Below are 19,075 nucleotides of genomic sequence, written 5' to 3' on the forward strand. Positions count from 1 at the left end.
ATGTGAAAGTAGGACATTACCAGGCTCCAAATACAAGAAAGCCCGATTCGAAAGAGTCGGGCTTTTTTACGTCTGCAGAAAAGTGAAAATATTAGCTATCAGCCGTCAGCTATCAGCTGCACAGCGTTAACCTGACCATCGTAGCGTGGGTTGAGTATCACGAAGCCCATGGGCAAAATAGCGCACCGACTCTAAATACAAGCAAGCCCGATTTAAAAGAGTCGGGCTTTTACGGGTGTAAAGGAAGCATCCTTAAAACAGTCCATAGGCTTCAGTTTCTTGCTCTTGAGCGCTGCTAGATGGTTCAAGCTCTTTGGGCTTAAATATTGCGCTAGGATCAATAAGTACACTATGTTTATCAGCGAGTTTGATCAGTCCATACATCATGCTTCTTGTTTGGGGGTCAATATCAAAACCAACTTCGGTAAGCTTATCTAGTGGTTTAATATCTTCTTGTTTATATTCAATATTATCTTCAACCTTATCAACTAATAGGCCTACATGAGGGGTCATGCCATCTTTAGTGGTAAACACAATAATAGGTTTATAATCTAAAGTGATTTGTTCTATTGCAGAGTCGAATAAACGCTCTAGGTGAATAAGATCATGTCGCCTTATAATCTCAAGTTGAGTACTAACTTGTTTGCTGTTGCCTTTTATATATGCATCTATTGCACTGGTCAATTTGTGTAGAAGCGATTTAAACGGGTCATCAAAGCGTGACATAGTATTTTTTAATTCATCGTTATCAGTTTTAAACTCTGTATAAAACTGTTCAAAATCAGTAAGCTCATACTGATTCGCCTTTAACGAGCTTTGCGAAACGAGTAGTTCTTGCTCTAATTTATTAAACCAAGCAATTAGTTGTTTTTGCCAAGATTTAAGTTGCTTTAAAGCATCTAAATTACTGCGCTCAGTAGAAACTCCATTTAAAATGATTCCAAGATCAAATACAGGGGTTGGGATCCCCATATAATCTTTAACGCCCAAAAAGCTTTTATTATCGTTAGGTAACACCGTGAGGTTATTATTAAATTGTTCCGTTAATAAGATATCAAGAATCTTAAGTGAAATGGTTTTATAACCCACTTTAAAGTTAATTAAGTCCATAGTTTCCTCACATACTTAGTTTGTATATTAAGGATAGAACAATATTTGGAAGGTACTTATTTATTCACATAATAAGAGCGATATACATTACGTTTATTTTCATTTTTTGTATCAATAAAAAACTTTTTGATTATTTTATCATTTGTTAACAGTGAATTAAGCTCTTTCATTAGGCACGAGTGTTTAAGCGGTAATTTGCAGTTTGCTGCAGCCCTACTAAATGCCATCGCATTAATATAACCTTCAAAATGAAGACGGTTGGGTTTTGTAATCTTGTTTGCTTGCATATCGGCCAAAAATTCATTACAAAAATCATCATTACATGTGAGTGGATTAGGAACAATTTCTGTAACCATAATATGTGAGGGTGTGGTTACTTCATCAAATAAGTCAAAGCTAGGTACAAAAGAAACACTGGTATAGTCTGGGGTAAAATTCTTCGCATGTGCACTGTTTATAAATTCACCAAGTGGTGCGTAGGTGCCAACTAAACAGATAGCTGTAACCCCACTGGCTTGTAAGGCATTAAGCGCTGATGCTACATCATGACTATTACGTTGATAACGCGCGACTTTTATAGGCGACAGATCATATTTTGTTAGTTCTTTCCTTAGCCCCGATTCTACGTACAAGCCAAACTCATCTGCTTGAATAAATAGCCCTATCTTTGTATGTTTGCGCTCCTCTACTAAGTATTTAATTTGCTCTGCGGCTTCGTCATTGTAGCTTGCTCTTAAATTAAATATGTTAGCGCGTGATTTATCATGTAGGAAGCTTGCCCCGCTAAAAGGCATTAAGAACGGAATTTTTGATTGCTCTAGTAAAGGTATAATAGCATGGCTGGTTGGGGTGCCCATAGCACCAAACAATGCATCGACTTTGTCGGAATAAATAAAAGTACGGGTATTATTAACGGTTTGTTTTGGTTCGTAATTATCGTTAGCAACTAGAAGTTGTACCTGAGCGCCGTTTATTCCGCCGGCATTATTAACCTTGTTAAAGTAAATGCTACTGCCTTTATACAATTGTTGACCAATATTTTGAGCCGGTCCGCTAAGCGCTGTAGACATGCCAAGTTTAATAACTTTGCTATTATCTTGCTCTGCAAAGGCTAAAGGCTGTCCTAGGGCTATTGCAATGAGGGCAATACTAAGGTGTATTATTATGCGAAGTGCGTTCATACCAGTTATTTACAGCCTTTTTTAATAATATATTAAACGGCTTTATGCCATTCACACCTAACTCGGTTTGGATATTTTTAGGTTTCCAATTTTGTAATACTAGCCTAATAAAAACAGATTGGAAATTATCCTCATCATTTGGCAAGCTAAGAGGAGATGCCCAAAAGCTTCGCCATAGTAAAGGTGTAATATTAAATAGCTGATAGTCACTTGTTAACATAGACTTTAATCTTGATTGATCAGCTATGCTATTGGTATGAGTATTAAAGCGTGAAACAATTTTTGCTACCAGTTTATAATCTAGCTGACTAAAATGGCTGAGCAATTGCAAAGGAAAATCAGCTTCGAACTGGGCTGTTAATTGTTCTAGTAGTTGGTCATTTTTAGTTAAGCTCTTAATAACTAATGCGCTATGTTCACCCGTTGCCTTATCTTTTTGAAAACCCAGCTTAACCAAATTAAAGTCATTATTTTGCCAAAAACTAAGTAATTGCGCATTAGCACCAAAGCTAGCACCAAACCAATCACACTCGTTCTGTAATTGCTGTTCACAGTAATGAAGTAATTGTGTTCCTAGGTGCTTATTGTGCTGCTCTGGGTCAATGGCAATTCGCACCACGCGAGCGCAGTATTGTTTTAATACCTCAGGGTTAAAGCTTAATTGTGCAAGGCTTTGCGCCATTAAGTGCCCTTGAGGGCGGCGCTTACCTTGCACTACTTCATCACTCAACGATGTAGTAAAGCCACCTTCTATCGCTACTAAACACACACCAAGAATATTATCACCTTGTTGACAAACAAATAGGCGTTGCCCAGCGGCATCTAGTAAGTGACGTAAGTCATTCACACTGGTTTGATAATGTGCCAGTGTTAGTAAGCCAACAACTTGATGAAGCAGTGGCTCGTCGTTAGTAAGTTGATTTGCTTGCAGATGCTTAAATTGTAGGGGAGCAGTATTCAAACTAGCGCTGTGATGTTCTGCATCCAAAGCTAAGAGTGTACGAAGGTGCAGCTCTAAAGGATCGTGCTTTGCAAAACGGATTGGCTGCTCAAGACTGATGCTACGCATGTTTTTAAAATGCGTTTTGAGGTAACGAGTAAACTTTAAAATATAACCGCGACCATTACCTTCATAGCCAATCATAGTGCTTGAAAAGACCACGCGAGGATAAAGGTGAAGAATTTTTATGAGAATTGGAACAGGGATTGCTGCTGCTTCATCAATTAATAGCAAATCGCACTGCGGTTGTTCGTTCAGTAGTTGATCAGGCGCCATATAGTGCATGTTTGCAATGTGTTTATCGCCAGCTCGATAATCTATATCAAGCTCACTCGCTAAGTGCTTAAAACTACTGTGCAAAGCACGAAATTGCATAGAGCAAATAAGTATGTTTTTATCGCTGAGTTTACTTGCTGCAATACCTAATGCGGCTGATTTTCCTCTTCCCCGATCTGCATTAATTAATAATGGTCGATTTGCTCGTCCGTTTGCCGTTTTTATTATTAATTCAATACACTGTTGTTGCTCGGTAAAGTCAATTTCACCAGTTGATAGATTCGTATCGGTAATACACTGCCAACCATTTTGCTGGCTCAAATGCAGTAAAGTAGTTTTGCTTAGTAAGTGAGCTAAGCGTTGGTTAAAAAAGCTGTAAGGGTGCATTTGCCCAAAAGATTGAAATAAGGGAAGGGCGTCATCACACCAGTGTTCAAGTTCTTTAAGTTCGGGTAGCAATATAATTAAAAAACCACCTGCTTGCACAACGCCACTAAGCGCAGCTAGTTTATCTGGCACCAGTCCACTGTAGCCGTCATAAACAGCATGGGCGCACTCTTGCCCTAAAATTTGGTGGGTATGCTCTGGCCAATGTGCATTAATTAAATGAGTGCTTTTTGACAGTACAAAAGAAGGATGCTGCAAATGAGCAAGCAGCTGAGTACATTGCTCATAACACCAATTTTTATCGCCTGTAAGCAGCAGTAACTGGCGATGTTTCGCATACGCAAGTTGTTGCTGTACACGCTCTACAACGTGGTTAAACGGCTTGTAATCTTGCATAAGCTGTTACTAACCACTTACTGCCTAAGTCGTCAAAGTTAACTTGTACGCGAGATTGTGCGCCACTGCCTTCGTAGTTGAGTATGGTGCCAATGCCAAACTTTGCATGCAGCACGCGTTGACCTAAGTTAAATCCGCTTTCTTCAAATGCAGCATGGCTAACCGATGCGCTAAAGCGACCGGCTGCAGGCGGGCGAGATACTTGTGTTTTAATGCGAATTTCTTCTACGCAGTCTTCGGGTATTTCACGTAAAAAGCGCGATGGGCTGTGATATTTCTCTTGGCCATATAAACGGCGGCTTTCGGCATGGCTTATATACAGCTTATCCATAGCGCGGGTCATACCCACGTAACAAAGACGGCGCTCTTCTTCTAAACGGCCGGTTTCTTCATTACTTTGCTGAGATGGAAACATACCTTCTTCAACACCGACCATAAACACTAAAGGAAACTCCAAACCTTTAGCTGAGTGAAGCGTCATCATTTGTACGGCATCTTCATGCTCATCGGCTTGGCCTTCGCCAGACTCAAGTGAGGTGTAAGCTAAAAAGCCTTGTAGTGGCGAGCTAAACTCTTCCTCTTCAGGGAGTTCATACTGATCGCAGGCACTAATTAATTCTTCTAAGTTTTCTACTCGAGCGCGGCCTTTTTCGCCTTTTTCAGCCTGATACATAGCCATCAACCCTGAGGTTTGAATCGCGTATTTAGCTTGCTCATGCAACGTTAAGTCACTAATTTTATCTTCAATATGCTCAATAAGTTCGACAAACTTTGCAACAGCTCCAGATGCTCGACCCGATAAATGCTGTTGTTCTACAATGGCTTTAGCAGCATACCAAAGCGGCAAAGATTCAGCGCGAGCGCAGTCACGTATATGGCTTAATGTTTTGTCGCCAATGCCTCGGGCTGGGGTATTAATTACACGCTCAAATGCGGCATCATCTTGGCGGTTACCCACTAAGCGTAAGTATGAGAGGGCATCTTTAATTTCTTGACGTTCGAAGAATCGCATACCACCATAAATTCGGTATTTTAAACCTTCTTGTAGCATCGCTTCTTCAAGTACCCGCGATTGCGCATTACTACGATACAAAATAGCCGCATCCTGTAGCGCATTTCCGGCATTTAGCCAGCTGCGTAATTTGCTACTCACAAAGCGCGCTTCATCTAGCTCGTTAAAGGCGGCATAAATAGAAATTGGTTCGCCGTCGTTACCGTCAGTCCACAAGCTTTTACCCATACGCTCGGAGTTATTTTGTATAAGTGCATTAGACGCTTTAAGAATAGTGGCAGTCGAGCGATAGTTTTGCTCAAGACGAATCGTCTCTGCATCAAAGTCTGTTAAAAAGCGTTTGATATTTTCAATTTTAGCGCCACGCCAACCGTAAATACTTTGGTCATCATCGCCTACAATCATGATGCTACTAGTGTCGCCCGCAAGTAGTTTTAACCATGCATACTGAATAGTATTGGTATCTTGAAACTCGTCTACTAGCATGTGTGCGAAGCGCTGCTGATAATGACGCAGCAAGGTTGGGTTGTTTTTAAGAACCTCATAGCTACGTAGTAATATTTCAGCAAAATCAACGAGACCTGCTCTATCGCAAGCTTCTTGATAGGCTGCGTAAACGCGCAGCATCATTTGCTCGTTAATATCGTATGCCTGAATATCTTTAGGGCGTAAAGCTTCATCTTTTTTAGCGCTTATGTACCAACCAAACTGTTTGGCTGGCCATTTTTTATCATCAATATTCATAGATTTTAACAAACGCTTGATCATACGAAGCTGATCGTCAGAGTCTAAAATTTGAAAGGCTTCAGGTAAATTTGCTTCACGGTGATGTGCCCGTAAAATTCGGTGCGATAAACCATGGAAAGTACCAATCCACATGCCGCCAACAGGGGCTTTTAGAGTTTCTTCAACCCTTGAGCGCATCTCTTTAGCGGCTTTATTGGTAAAGGTTACCGCAAAAATACTGTAGGCAGAGGCTTGCTCTACTTGCATTAACCAGGCAATACGATGAACCAATACTCGAGTTTTACCTGAACCTGCTCCTGCTAATACCAGCATGTTTTGTAATGGCGCTGCAACGGCATCGCGTTGTTTATCATTTAAGCCATCGAGTAATTCTGAAACGTCCATCGTTACGCCTTTTTAATCAATAATGAGAGCAGTATAACAGGTGTTTTTGTTAGGCTAAATAAAATACTGTTTTTATAAACAGCTATTTATAAAATAGGTATTTAAGTTGTTGAATAGTGAACAGTATAAACTGAGCAAGTAACTAAAATAGCTATTTAAAATTGCTAATTTGACTTATTTTTGGCAAAAAATACTAAAGCGATAAATTCGTAATAATTTAACTGTATGATTTGTAAGCCTTAATAAATTGGCATAAAGTGTGTAAGTATAAATAATAAGTACAAATACAAAATTAATTAAACTACAGAGGTTAGTATGTCTCAACAAGGTTCTGGCGGAAATGTAATAGCCGCTCTATGTAATATTTTTTTCCCGGGTTTAGGGCAGTTGGTGCAGGGTCGTATTTTATCGGCGCTGGTGTTTGCCATTTTGGTTTTTGGCGGTTACGCGTTATGGTTCTTAGTTGTTCCAGCTATTGTTGGAGCCGTATTCCATTTATGGGCAATTATTGATGCTGCCCGCTATCGCTCAGGCGGTTAGCTATATTGATGATACTAAATAACCTGAACTCTGGATAATAAATCTATCTCTAGCGGCTATTTTGAGCGCTAACTGCGTTGAATTTACTTGCAATAGACTAGCTATTGACGCGTAATTTCGCCTTGTTTTCACTGAAAATCTCTGGCTAGAGAAAATAAACATAAATATCATTTTATTCAATATGTTAGTAAATCTCTTAACCAGAGTTCAGGTTAAGTAGCGCCTTGCGGCGCTATTTTTGTATCTGGCTTGCGTTATTCATAACTGACTAGGTTATAATCTGTTGTAATTAGCAGTACTGGAATAAAGTTATGGAATACCAATTTATTCGCGACCCTATTAGTGGGTTAAGAATTAAAATAAGCAGCGAGCATGCGATTATAGGCCGTTGGTTAAATGAAGAAATAGGCAAAGACAAAGTGGCTATGGTGCTGGCGCTTATTAGCTCGGTGAGTTCAAGCTTTGAACCGTTAACACTTAAAGGACAAGAAATTGACCTGATCCTTTCTAAAGATGAAGCGTTATTTGAAGCGCATGCGCTGCATCAAGATAACGAAGATATATTAGCCTACCAAGATGACGAATTAATGCTTGAAGAGAATGATTTAAGCAGTGGTTGTGGTTTTGAAGACTTTGTTGACCTGATCAACTCATGGCATGAGTTTTCGGCTGGTCGTTAAGTTATATTATCTGTATTATTACCCTAATTATAAATCCAACAGTGGAACCAATATGTCTGCGAATTTAAACAAGCTAGTTGTTATGCTAGAAATGCAAAATGCCATGAATACTAAAGTACATGAGCAATGGTTTAGTCAAGGCTTTGAATGGTATAGAGCTATTTGGGTTGAATGTGCAGAAATGTTAGATCATTACGGTTGGAAATGGTGGAAAAAACAAACTCCAGATACTGAACAAGTGATTTTAGAGCTGGTTGATATTTTTCACTTTGGCTTATCGTTGCGTATTGACGGTGAGACCAGCTATGAGCAAATCGCTACGCAACTACAAGCCGAAATGAGTGCACCACAACAAGGTGATGACTTTAAACAAACGCTTGAATTACTAGCGGCCAGTGCTGTTGCCAATAAAACCTTTGATGCAGCCGCCTTTGCTGGTTGTATGGCGCAAATAGGCATGGATATTGATGATTTATACCGTGGTTATGTAGGTAAAAATACGCTTAACTTTTTCCGCCAAGATCATGGTTACAAAGATGGCAGCTACATTAAAGTATGGCATGGTCAAGAAGATAACGAACACTTAGTAGAAGTAGTTAAAAGCCTTGATACTGAACATGCAGATTTTGCAAAACAGGTATATCAAGGCTTAGTAGCGCGTTACCCAAAAAGCTAATTATATAATAGCGCGGTAGTCGGTTACGCTTAAGTAATCGCTTATATCGTTATGTGGTTGCTGACTATTAGGGTTAGCAACCGCAAGTAAATGCTCAATGCCGTATTTTCGTGCGGCATTTAATACCGGTAAACTGTCATCTACAAATAAAGTGCGGCGTTTATCAAACCCTAAGTCCTCTTGCACTTTATGCCACAAGCTTTGTTGCTCTTTACTTACTCCATATTCATGAGTCGATACCACCCCGTCTAAATAGTTATCAATAGCGGTATGTTCAAATTTAAGCATTACGCATTCAGGATGGGCATTGGTAAGTAAAATGAGCTCTTTACCTGCTCGTCTAAGTTCAGTTAAAAAATGCGGAACGTCTTCACGAATTTTGATTAAGTGGGCAGACTGGCGTTTTAGTTCGAGAATAGGTAAGTTTAGCTGTGCTTCCCAATAGTCAGAGCAGTACCACTGAATTTTGCCACTCACAGCCTGATAGCGTTTTAAGATATCTGCGCGGGCTTCCTCAAAACTGATATTTTGAGCCAGAGCATGTTGTTGGGGTACAACATTGAGCCAAAAGTCAGTGTCGTAATGTAAATCAAGTAAAGTTCCATCCATGTCGAGTAATACAGTATCGATTTTTGACCAGTTGAGCATGATGTATCCTTGTGAAAACTACTTTTTGAAATGAATAAGTTGCGATGAAGTAGATTAATGAACTTTGTTAATTGAGTTATTAAGGTATAAATCCGACAATATTATATTAAGAGCGTATTCGTGGCCTAAAATAAAGAATTAACCTTAGCTAAACCCGAGAATTATTTGCTCAATTAAATTGCTTTTAATTCAAACTGAAACTCGCATCTTATACTCATTTGGGTATATGATTAGTATAACTGCAATGATAGCAAATTGATGCCCATGACACAGAAAAAGCACCCAACACCACCACAAATTCTCAGTAATAATGTTGTCGCTAAAAGTCGCTTATTTACTGTGGAGTCTTTAGAACTAAAATTTTCAAATGACGAAGAGCGTCAGTATGAACGAATTCGCGGCGGTGGCCGTGGAGCCGTTATGATTGTACCTATGACCACTGAAAATGAGTTATTACTGGTTCGTGAGTATTGTGCAGGCACCAATGACTATCAGTTAGGGTTTCCCAAAGGGCTGATTGACCCAGGTGAAACGTCTGAACAGGCTGCAAACAGAGAGCTCAAAGAAGAAATTGGCTTTGGCGCTGAATACTTTAAACCGCTTAAAACGGTCACTATGGCACCGAGCTATTTTAACGCAACCATGCATATTTTGTTTGCTAAAAATTTATATCCTGAAACCTTACTAGGCGATGAGCCTGAGCCCTTAGTGGTGGTGAAATGGCCACTTTCACAATGGCAGTCGTTATTAGAACAACCTGACTTTACTGAAGCACGTAGTGTTGCGGCTCTGCTATTATTAGATAAGTATTTAGCCTCAGGAGACATTAATGAATAAACTTCTAGAGCCATGTATTGAGCTTGCGCAAAGTGCAGGGGATGCCATTATGTCTTTGTATAAAAAAGACGATATTGGTCAGCAAGAAAAATCAGATAATACGCCAGTAACCAAAGCCGATCTTGCCGCAAATGATGTGCTCGTAGCAGGTTTAAATGCGCTTGCTCCCGACATCCCAATTATGTCAGAAGAAACCCCCATTCCAGCGTTGCAAGATAGACAGCACTGGCAACGTTATTGGTTGCTTGACCCAATGGATGGCACCGGTGAATTTATACTCGAAAGTGGTGACTTTGCCGTTAATATTGCATTGATAGAAAATAACCACCCAGTGCTGGGGGTTATTCATTGGCCAGCAAAGGGCGTGACCTATTATGCAACGGCTAAAAATGGGGCATTTAAGCGTGAAGGTGAGCACGATAAACAAATATTTGTAGCACCGCCCGAGAGTTTAACTTTGGCTGTAAGCCGCCGCCAAAAAATAGAAGCAGTTAGCCAGTATCTAAATGCGCAATTTGCAACGGTGGCTTTAGGTTCGTGTTCACTTAAGGCGTGTATTGTTGCTGAGGGTAAAGCAGATTGTTTTTTAAGAATAGGTCCTACAGGTGAGTGGGATACGGGTGCATCGCAAGTTATTGTTGAAGAAGCGGGCGGCTGTATTACCGACGCTGAATTTAATCCTTTAACGTATAACCAAAGAGAAAGTACAGAAAATCCGGATTTTATTGTTATGGGTCATCCCGACTGGGAGTGGCAAAAAATGATAAATCCACATCAGCGATTACTGTAAATACCACTGTTTGATGGGTTTTTGTTCACTTAAACGCTTTTAATTAGTAAAACCTTGCATTATAGGTTTATTCCTATATTATAGCGCTCTCTTCGAAACAGGCTTGTGAATAACACAATACTGTTACTAAGAAATTACAGGCGCGGGATGGAGCAGTCTGGTAGCTCGTCGGGCTCATAACCCGAAGGTCGTCGGTTCAAATCCGGCTCCCGCAACCAATTTTTTTAGAAAATTAGGTACTGTAAAAGCTCAAGCTTAAGAGTAAAAATTAAGTAGTCGATAGACTTTAAATATACAGGCGCGGGATGGAGCAGCCTGGTAGCTCGTCGGGCTCATAACCCGAAGGTCGTCGGTTCAAATCCGGCTCCCGCAACCAATTTCCTTTAGAGGATTGGAAGCCAAGTTGTAATGTAAGCAACTATAAATAAATCTGCAATTTCAGGCGCGGGATGGAGCAGTCTGGTAGCTCGTCGGGCTCATAACCCGAAGGTCGTCGGTTCAAATCCGGCTCCCGCAACCAATGAAATAAACAGCTATATTAAAGCAACACGCCTAAAGCGTGTTTTTTTATGCCTGAAATTCAGTGAAGTAAATAGCTCGTCGGTCTCAGCTCTTCATTAGCCAGCAAAGGTCGTCGGTTCGCTCCTTACAAACTCTGGCTCCCGCAACCACTGAAATAAACAGTTATAGTAAAGCAACACGCCTAAAGCGTGTTTTTTTATGCCTGAAATTCAGTGAAGTAAATAGCTCGTCGGTCTCAACTCTCCATTAGCCAGCAAAGGTCGTCTATTAAATTCCGGCTCCCGCAACCACTGAAATAAATTGTAAGAATGAATCGACACTCTATACGAGTGTTTTTTTATGCCTAAAATTCAGTGAAATGGATAGCTCGTCGGTCTCAGCTCTCCATTAGCCAGCAAAGGTCGTCTATTAAATTCCGGCTTCCGCAACCACTGAAATAACATGTTTTATTAAATCGACACGCTAAAGCATGTTTTTTTATACCTGAAATTCAGTGAAGTAAATAGCTCGTCGGTCTCAACTCCCCATTAGCCAGCAAAGGTCGTCTATTAAATCCCGGCTCCCGCAACCACTGAAATAAATTGTAAGAATGAATCGACACTCTATATGAGTGTTTTTTTATGCCTAAAATTCAGTGAAATGGGTAGCTCGTCGGTCTCAGCTCTCCATTAGCCAGCAAAGGTCGTCGGTTCGCTCCTTACAAACTCTGGCTCCCGCAACCACTGAAATAACATGTTTTATTAAATCGACACTCTACAAGAGTGTTTTTTTATGCCTAAAATTCATATTCCCTCACGCTATTTTTAACACGTATACCTGCTGTTCTTTTCTAATTCTACTTTTTGAAAGTGTTATTGCTGAATATTTAGTATGCTATGCACTAAACTCTTTAAAACTTTTTGTAATCAAAATTATGACTGAACTTTATCACTGGTTTGATTTAATAGGTGTGGCGGTATTTGCTATCTCAGGCACCTTGGTAGCCTATGAAAAGAAAATGGATGGCTTTGGTGTAGTTGTACTTGCAACTGTTACGGCTATTGGCGGCGGTACCGTTCGCGATGTGATACTCGACCAGCCCGTATTTTGGTTACACGACCAAAGCTACTTCTACGCTATTTTGGTGGCGGTTCTGGTTACTACACGACTGATCAATAAGCAAAAATCCATTCCATACTATGTATTGCAAACCGCTGACGCGTTTGGCTTAGCCTTTTTTGCGGTCATGGGAGCGCAAAAAGCGCAATTGGCTGGTATGCCAGATATGACGGTTGTGATTATGGCTGTAATAACCCCCTGTTTTGGTGGGCTTATTCGCGACGTGCTTGCCCGCGATATTCCAATGCTGCTTAAAGGTGAGCTGTATGCTATTACCTGTATTGCTGGTGGCATTGTCTATACATTAAGTATCAACCTATCGTTAACGGTGGAAGTGGCAATGATTCTGAGTATGCTAATGACCTTATTGCTACGTTTTTCGGCGATTAAATGGAAGATTATATTACATGTTTTTAAATATCCTGACTAAACTGTGTAAATACAGCTGTTAACTAGGGCCTGTTGACCTTTGCGGATTAAAGTTTGTTCAAACTAGGGGCGATTTAATCGCGGCGCGAGGTTTGTAACCTAGTGGACTAAGTGAAAACCGAGCAACAAAGAGTAAATCGCCCCTAGGCAGAACCCTTCGGGCAGCGCCTGTTTGGCATTAATGCTGTGTTATCGCCTATTTATGGGGAGTAACCACACGACATAGGCTCTGCCTTGCCTAAATACCAAACAGACTGCTGCAAATTTAACCTTGAAAGGTCAGCAGACCCTAGGATAAGGAATGTCGTTAGCCCGTATATTTTCTCGCGCGCAGGTGGGGATAAACGCCCCCGAGGTGATGGTTGAAGTACATTTAGGGAATGGTTTACCCGCCTTTCATATCGTCGGTTTACCTGAGGCGTCGGTTAAAGAGGCCAAGGATAGAGTACGTAGTGCTCTAGAAAACTCGCAATTTGGATTTCCCGATCAACGTATTACCGTTAATTTAGCACCTGCCGATCTCCCTAAGGATGGAGGGCGATTTGACCTTGCGATTGCGGTAGGTATTTTGGTCGCATCGGGACAAATAGTTTGCCCTGATATTCACAAGTATGAATTTTACGGTGAGCTTGCACTTAATGGTGAAATACGTGCTGTAAATGCCATTTTGCCTTCAGTGCTTGGTGCTAAAGAGCAAAATCGTTGCTGTTTTCTGCCTCTTGAAAACGACAGTTTGGCCAGCCTTGTCAGTGGTGTAAAACGAAAAGCCGTCAGTTCTATTCAAGAGGTATGGGGAGACTTGCTCAATCAACAACCTTTACCGCTTAACATTGCCTACCCTGATTGCACTCAAGCGCCAGATTTTTTACTCGATTTAAGTGATGTAAAAGGCCAACCTGGTGCTAAACGTGTATTAGAAATTGCCGCTGCTGGTGGGCATAACTTATTGTTTTTAGGTCCACCAGGAACCGGAAAATCAATGCTTGCACAACGAATGGCCACCATAATGCCAACCATGTCTGATGATGAAGCCATTGATACTGCTGCTTTATATTCAATTATTGGCCACTCAATTGATTTAACCAATTGGCGTCAGCGACCGTTTCGTAACCCGCACCACACTTGTTCTGCAGTAGCGCTGGTGGGTGGCTCGTCTAACCCTAAACCCGGTGAAATATCGTTAGCGCATAATGGTGTGTTGTTTTTAGATGAGCTCCCTGAATTTGAGCGTAAAGTGCTAGACTCGCTACGCGAGCCAATGGAAACCGGAACAGTGACGATTTCGCGCGCGGCCAGACAAATGGAATTTCCAGCGCAGTTTCAGCTTATTGCAGCACTTAATCCCAGTCCGACAGGGTGTCATCATGATAAACGGGCGACACCCGATCAGGTAATGCGCTATTTATCGCGAGTATCGGGGCCGTTTATTGACAGAATTGATTTGCAAATTGAACTACCAAGGTTGAGCAGCATGGAGCTACAAAGTACAACTACAGAAGAAACCAGTGCTGAGGTGAGGGCACGAGTAGAAGCAGCTTATGCAGTTCAGCTTAAACGCCAAGGTAAAGTAAATGCGCGGTTAAATAACAAAGAAATGAGCTTACACTGTGAGTTACCACCTGCAGAGCTGCAGTTTTTAGCCAGAGCCAGTGAAAAGCTGGCGCTATCGCCGCGCTCTTATCATAGAGTAATCAAAGTGGCGCGAACTATTAGTGATTTAAAAGGTGCGCCACAAATCAGTTTAAATGAGCTTAAAGAAGCGCTTAATTATCGGGCATTTGAGCGTTTATTATCGCAGTTAACCCAACACTAAGGCTTTAAATTGAAAGCATATAGCCTTTACCGCGAACAGTGACAATACGTTTTTGATCTTTCTCATCGTTCAGCTTTTTACGTAAACGACCCACTAACACGTCTACTGTGCGATCGTTGGGGCTCCAATCGGGCTGGCCAATTTCTTCTGATATTTTTTCACGGGAAGTCGCTTTACCAGCATTACCAATCAAACAAATAAGCACTTTGTGTTCTGCTTCAGTCAGTCGTGATTCAATCCCACTGGCTGTAATAAGGGTGCGATTATCTGGATGAAGCTTAAAATCGGCGTATTCAATAAACTCTTCACTGTCATCGTCGCTGTGATTATTGGCAACTCGTTTGTATAGGGCGCGCATTCTTAGCTCAAGCTCAAGTAAATCTACCGGCTTGCAAATATAGTCATCGGCACCTTGAGCAAGGCCTGCAATTCGATCGGCTTGTGAGTCACGACTCGATAATAAGATAACGCCAATATCGGTGAGCGTATTTAGCTCTTTGGCAAGTTGTAAACCGTCGCGTTTTGGTAGCACAATATCAATTATTGCCAAGGAAATCGTATTGCGCTGACTTACTCGGCTTTTAACAACATTTAACGCATCGGCCCCAGTGGGGTCAACGTCAATAGAAAACTCGGTATTTATAAAATGATTTTGGATGCGCTTTACGAGTAATTCGTCATCTTCAACCAATAAAACATTAATTGCCATAGTCTGTTATTTTTTTAGTTTCAGCTTTGTATATTAGCATTATTAATGGTCTGCATAACACAGAGAACGTTGTTTTTCGGTAACATTATATTACGAATTGGTCTAATAACATTACTTTTGTAATGCGCACTTTTCACTTGAGCGACAAAGTGCGCATTATGGTTACTAATCTTTATACATTGAATCCCACCATTGTGGTTCATTTTTTAACTTTTTGTCAAAGTAAGCCAACATGGTGTTCCACCAATTAAATCGCTTATCGCGCGCAAATATTTGGTGATCAGCCCCCTTATACTCTATCATTTCAACGTCTTTATTAAGCAGTTTTAGGGCTGTGTACATAGTTAAGCTTTCGCCCACAGGCACATTGGTATCACTGTCACCATGAATAAGCAGTAATGGTGTATTTACTTTATCGGCATGAAATACAGGGCTATGCTGGCTGTAAAGTTGAGGATTATTCCACGGAAAGCTATTTTTTGAGGCTTCGCCTGAGTATAAATAACCCCACCATCCTTCACCCCAGTATGACGTTAAGTTTGAAATACCGGCATGCGCAATAGATGCGCTAAACATATCGGTTTTGGTGGCAAGCAGCATAGTCATAAAGCCACCATAAGATGCACCAAGATTACCTACTTTACTACTGTCTACAAAATCATATTTAGCTAAAAATGCCTCTGTGCCTTGCATAATGTCATCGGCGGTATAGTCGCCCCAAGCATTTACATGTTGTGCTGAAAAAGTTTGCCCAAAACCCGTTGCGCCGGTTGGTTGAACAACATAAACCACATACCCGTTTGCTGCCCATAAGTTAAAAGGGTAGCGGCCCGTAAACCCGCGTGTTACTGGTGAGGTGCCACCATAATAATAAACAAGAGCAGGGTACTTCTTGGCTTTATCAAAATTGCTTGGCAGATAAACACGGCCAGAGATTTCTACGCCACGCTTATTGGTAAAGTTAAATTCTTCAAGCGCAGGAATAGTCGTATTGGCATATGCAATCGGGTTTGAATCCCAAATGAGCTCTACCTTGTTTTTACTTACGTCTAAGCGCTTGAGTTGTTGAGCGCTCGACGCATTGCTGCCACTAATTAATAACTGGGCATTGCGCGTATTTGAAAAGCTAAATTGCTGCACAATATCAAAACCTGTATTTAACTTTTTAAAGCGCTGTTTACTCAGGTCAAATAAATACAGTGGTTGGGTATCTTTTTCTGTCACTTTGATTAGCGCATCACCATTGCTTAGTACTTCTAATGTGCCAATTGCAGGGTCAAACTGTTTGCTTAACGCCGTTACTTTTTTGGCATTATCAGTTAGTAAGTACAGCTGGCCATCGTAATTATTAGCCAGCATGTTCTTTGGTAATGTTCTGCCTGCACCATTCTTAAAATCAGGGCCTGCAACAACATAAATATTGTTTGCGGCATATTTAGCTTGATTAAAGGTTTTAAACTTACCTAATGATTTTATGCTGTTGGATTTTAATGTAAGTTCAACCAACTCAGTCTCTGGGTGAGTTGAGGCTTGCATCGCCATTACTGGACGACTTATTAATAGCTTTCCACGGTTGCTGTTAGCATCTTCAAGTTGATGGCTCAATACGCCTTCGGTCAGAGCTTTGGTTAGACCACTGTTGGTATCGAGTAAATATAATTGGCTAACCGTACGGGCATATGACCAACGATCTTGAAGACCTTTATGGTGCTTAGTTAGGCTGTTATTTTCTTCTGGCGATTTTGACCAACTAAATATAATACTGCTGTCGTTATAAAAGTTGAAATTACTTGCGCCTTCAAGGCCAGAAGCTAAAGTTTTAATTGTTAAGTTTTTACGGTTTAGTTGCTTTAATTCACCGTTTAGTAAATAAACTAAAAATTGGTTATTAGGGCTCCAAATGAACTGACTTGGCTGGGCTGCTTCAAATCGGTATACCGTTTGGTTATTAGTATTTTTAAGCTCGGTTGTGGTAATGGCGTCGTTGCCGGTTTTATCACTATAGTGCTTGGTTGTACTTAAGTAATGTTTGGCATCAGGCGACAAAGAGAGGGCACTAATCGTGGGGGCGTCAAACAATTGCTTAGCCGATAAGCGCTTGGTTTTATTTGTCGTTAGGGTCACGACGTCAGTTTCTGCTTTTGGCACAAACTCTAAGCTAACATCATTCCAATTAGCAACCTGTTGAGCGATGACGAGCACGGTATGTGAGCCGTTATTTAAAGCAAGCTGATAGCGTTGGTTTTCACCAGTTTGCTTCTCACCATTGATAAAAACCTGACCTTGCTCTATTCCTTTAATGTTTAAGGAACCTTGTGTAAATCGGTTAGTTTCCAAATTAAATTTAAGTGCTTGTAAACCGCCTAAAGTAAGCGCGTTAATTTTATCAAGTGGTTGCCACTTGTGTTTTTTACCAAATACAACAAAGCTTTCTGTATTTAATTTAAGTTGTGCAATTAGATTATTTATAATCACATCGCTATGGGGTGTTTGAAATGGCTTAGCTTGCATATCTTCTGCAAGCGGACCAATAAATTGGATTTTTGATTGATCGAGTGGGGCGGCTAAGGTCGTTAAACTCAGACTACTTAATGTTAGTAGGGTTGCTAAGTAAGTAAAACGTTTTGCGTAACGATGCCAAGGTGCGCTTAAATTCATTGTTATGCCTATTATTATTGGGTATTTGGCCAAATATAGCATGTATTGTTATGATGCTCATATATCCAATATAGAGGAAAAAAAGTGACACTATTAATCATTTACATGGTTACAGCGATTGTGATTTCGTTTTTGTGTTCAATAATGGAGGCGGTGCTATTAAGCATTTCGCCTAGTTATGTTGCATTGCTGCGCAAAGAGCGTCCAGTGCTGGCGAAGCAGCTTGAAAAGCTAAAAAGTAATATTGATCAGCCATTAGCGGCTATTTTAACGCTTAATACAGTTGCCCATACTGCTGGTGCCGCAGGGGTAGGTGCACAAGCCGCCGTTGTATTCTCAGATGCTGCAGTGGGGATTGCATCTGCAATTATGACTTTATTGGTACTGGTGTTATCTGAGATTATTCCAAAAACCTTGGGTGCCAATTATTGGCGTGCTTTAACACCGAGTGTGACTTATGGTTTACGTATTTTGGTGTTAGTACTTAAGCCGTTTGTATGGGCTGCACAAAAGCTAACCAATTTGATGGGGCAAAAGCATAATGAGGCCTATTATATTCGCCAAGAAATAGAAGCGATGGCCGATATTGGCAGTGAGTCAGGGGCACTTCATGCTGATGAATCAGAGATTATCCGCAACTTACTGCACTTTAGACATGCAAAACTAACCGATTTAATGACTCCGCGTACGGTTATTTTTAAAATTCATAAAGACCTTACTGTAAATCAGTACTTAAGTGAACATGGCTCTTCCTCATTCTCTCGCGTGCTAATTTACGACAAAGATGCTGACGATATCATAGGGTTTGTTCATAAAAACGACATTATGTTGGCATACCACCGCTTGGGTACAGACTACAAAATTAGTAAGCTGGTTAAGCCTATTTATACTGTACCGAGTACGCAAAACGTGTCGTCGTTATTACAAACATTGCTTACTAAGCGTACCCATATTTGTTTAGTGATCGATGAATACGGTGATGTACAAGGAATTGTAACCCTAGAAGATATGATCGAAGCGTTAATGGGTTTAGAAATTGTTGATGAGCGAGATCAATCTACCAACATGCGTGCCGTGGCTAAGCAACGTTGGCATCAACGTTTAGCTGATAGTGAACATATCGTCAGCGCCGACGATAACGAACCTCGTTAGGAGGTCTGTAAATATCAACAGACAAAGGTC

15 protein-coding genes and 3 tRNA genes are annotated in these 19,075 nt (G+C 40.8%); 11 read left to right on the top strand and 7 right to left on the bottom strand.

Features of this window, described 5'->3' with window-relative positions; translation table 11 throughout:
- Nucleotides 1-252: 252 nt before the first annotated feature.
- The 4 genes from AN392_RS08270 to uvrD are packed head-to-tail and all read right to left on the bottom strand — an operon-like array spanning nt 253 to nt 6,493.
- The gene (locus tag AN392_RS08270; protein ID WP_055012437.1) at nt 253-1,110 is read right to left on the bottom strand and encodes a hypothetical protein; all 858 of its coding nucleotides are present in this window, start codon (nt 1,108-1,110) and stop codon (nt 253-255) included.
- Between the two features lie 56 nt (nt 1,111-1,166).
- Complete coding sequence (locus AN392_RS08275; protein WP_055012438.1) at nt 1,167-2,291, bottom strand: ABC transporter substrate-binding protein; 1,125 nt, start codon at nt 2,289-2,291, stop codon at nt 1,167-1,169.
- Entirely contained in the window at nt 2,260-4,350 is a 2,091-nt protein-coding gene (locus tag AN392_RS08280) for a GNAT family N-acetyltransferase (protein WP_055012439.1), read from the bottom strand. Before AN392_RS08280 ends, AN392_RS08275 begins: the two co-directional genes overlap by 32 nt.
- A complete protein-coding gene (gene uvrD / locus AN392_RS08285; protein ID WP_055012440.1) occupies nt 4,328-6,493 on the bottom strand; it encodes a DNA helicase II in 2,166 nt (721 codons plus the stop codon). The genes AN392_RS08280 and uvrD overlap by 23 nt, the downstream gene beginning before the upstream one ends.
- Nucleotides 6,494-6,808: 315 nt before the next feature.
- Between uvrD and AN392_RS08290 the strand changes: the two genes are divergently transcribed.
- The 3 genes from AN392_RS08290 to AN392_RS08300 all read left to right on the top strand — a co-directional run bounded on the left by AN392_RS08290 (nt 6,809) and on the right by AN392_RS08300 (nt 8,389).
- A complete protein-coding gene (locus AN392_RS08290; RefSeq protein WP_054202800.1) occupies nt 6,809-7,033 on the top strand; it encodes a hypothetical protein in 225 nt (74 codons plus the stop codon).
- A gap of 311 nt (nt 7,034-7,344) precedes the next feature.
- Nucleotides 7,345-7,713 (top strand): YacL family protein, encoded by a 369-nt coding sequence (locus AN392_RS08295; protein WP_008108271.1) that lies wholly within the window; start codon nt 7,345-7,347, stop codon nt 7,711-7,713.
- A gap of 52 nt (nt 7,714-7,765) precedes the next feature.
- The gene (locus tag AN392_RS08300) at nt 7,766-8,389 is read left to right on the top strand and encodes a dUTP diphosphatase (protein WP_008108273.1); all 624 of its coding nucleotides are present in this window, start codon (nt 7,766-7,768) and stop codon (nt 8,387-8,389) included.
- Here the strand turns inward: AN392_RS08300 and yrfG are convergent, their stop codons facing one another.
- On the bottom strand, nt 8,390-9,037 hold the full coding sequence (gene yrfG, locus AN392_RS08305) for a GMP/IMP nucleotidase (RefSeq protein WP_055012441.1): 648 nt from the start codon (nt 9,035-9,037) through the stop codon (nt 8,390-8,392).
- Between the two features lie 264 nt (nt 9,038-9,301).
- On the opposite strand from yrfG, the gene nudE reads away from it, so the two are divergent.
- The 7 genes from nudE to AN392_RS08340 all read left to right on the top strand — a co-directional run bounded on the left by nudE (nt 9,302) and on the right by AN392_RS08340 (nt 14,526).
- Nucleotides 9,302-9,874 carry an ADP compounds hydrolase NudE gene (gene nudE / locus AN392_RS08310; RefSeq protein ID WP_200908277.1) on the top strand — a complete coding sequence of 191 codons (573 nt, stop codon included), beginning with the start codon at nt 9,302-9,304 and terminating at the stop codon, nt 9,872-9,874.
- Nucleotides 9,867-10,664 carry a 3'(2'),5'-bisphosphate nucleotidase CysQ gene (cysQ, locus tag AN392_RS08315; RefSeq protein WP_008108277.1) on the top strand — a complete coding sequence of 266 codons (798 nt, stop codon included), beginning with the start codon at nt 9,867-9,869 and terminating at the stop codon, nt 10,662-10,664. Before nudE ends, cysQ begins: the two co-directional genes overlap by 8 nt.
- 141 nt (nt 10,665-10,805) lie before the next feature.
- Nucleotides 10,806-10,882 (top strand) — tRNA-Met (locus tag AN392_RS08320).
- Between the two features lie 81 nt (nt 10,883-10,963).
- A tRNA-Met gene (locus tag AN392_RS08325) sits at nt 10,964-11,040 on the top strand.
- A 67-nt stretch (nt 11,041-11,107) separates the two neighbouring features.
- A tRNA-Met gene (locus AN392_RS08330) sits at nt 11,108-11,184 on the top strand.
- Between the two features lie 915 nt (nt 11,185-12,099).
- Complete coding sequence (locus AN392_RS08335; RefSeq protein WP_008108278.1) at nt 12,100-12,714, top strand: trimeric intracellular cation channel family protein; 615 nt, start codon at nt 12,100-12,102, stop codon at nt 12,712-12,714.
- 300 nt (nt 12,715-13,014) lie between these two features.
- Complete coding sequence (locus AN392_RS08340) at nt 13,015-14,526, top strand: YifB family Mg chelatase-like AAA ATPase (protein WP_055012443.1); 1,512 nt, start codon at nt 13,015-13,017, stop codon at nt 14,524-14,526.
- A gap of 4 nt (nt 14,527-14,530) precedes the next feature.
- On the opposite strand, the gene AN392_RS08345 is transcribed toward AN392_RS08340, so the two are convergent.
- Both AN392_RS08345 and AN392_RS08350 read right to left on the bottom strand, forming a co-directional pair.
- Entirely contained in the window at nt 14,531-15,235 is a 705-nt protein-coding gene (locus AN392_RS08345) for a response regulator transcription factor (RefSeq protein ID WP_008108280.1), read from the bottom strand.
- Between the two features lie 165 nt (nt 15,236-15,400).
- Nucleotides 15,401-17,893, bottom strand: coding sequence for a S9 family peptidase (locus AN392_RS08350; protein ID WP_055012444.1), 2,493 nt, complete (start codon nt 17,891-17,893; stop codon nt 15,401-15,403).
- 84 nt (nt 17,894-17,977) lie between these two features.
- On the opposite strand from AN392_RS08350, the gene AN392_RS08355 reads away from it, so the two are divergent.
- Nucleotides 17,978-19,045: a hemolysin family protein gene (locus AN392_RS08355; RefSeq protein WP_008108284.1), complete on the top strand. Its 1,068-nt coding sequence runs from the start codon at nt 17,978-17,980 to the stop codon at nt 19,043-19,045.
- Nucleotides 19,046-19,075: the final 30 nt, after the last annotated feature.

Source organism: Pseudoalteromonas sp. P1-16-1b (assembly GCF_001401785.1).
Taxonomy (GTDB): Bacteria; Pseudomonadota; Gammaproteobacteria; order Enterobacterales; family Alteromonadaceae; genus Pseudoalteromonas; species Pseudoalteromonas undina.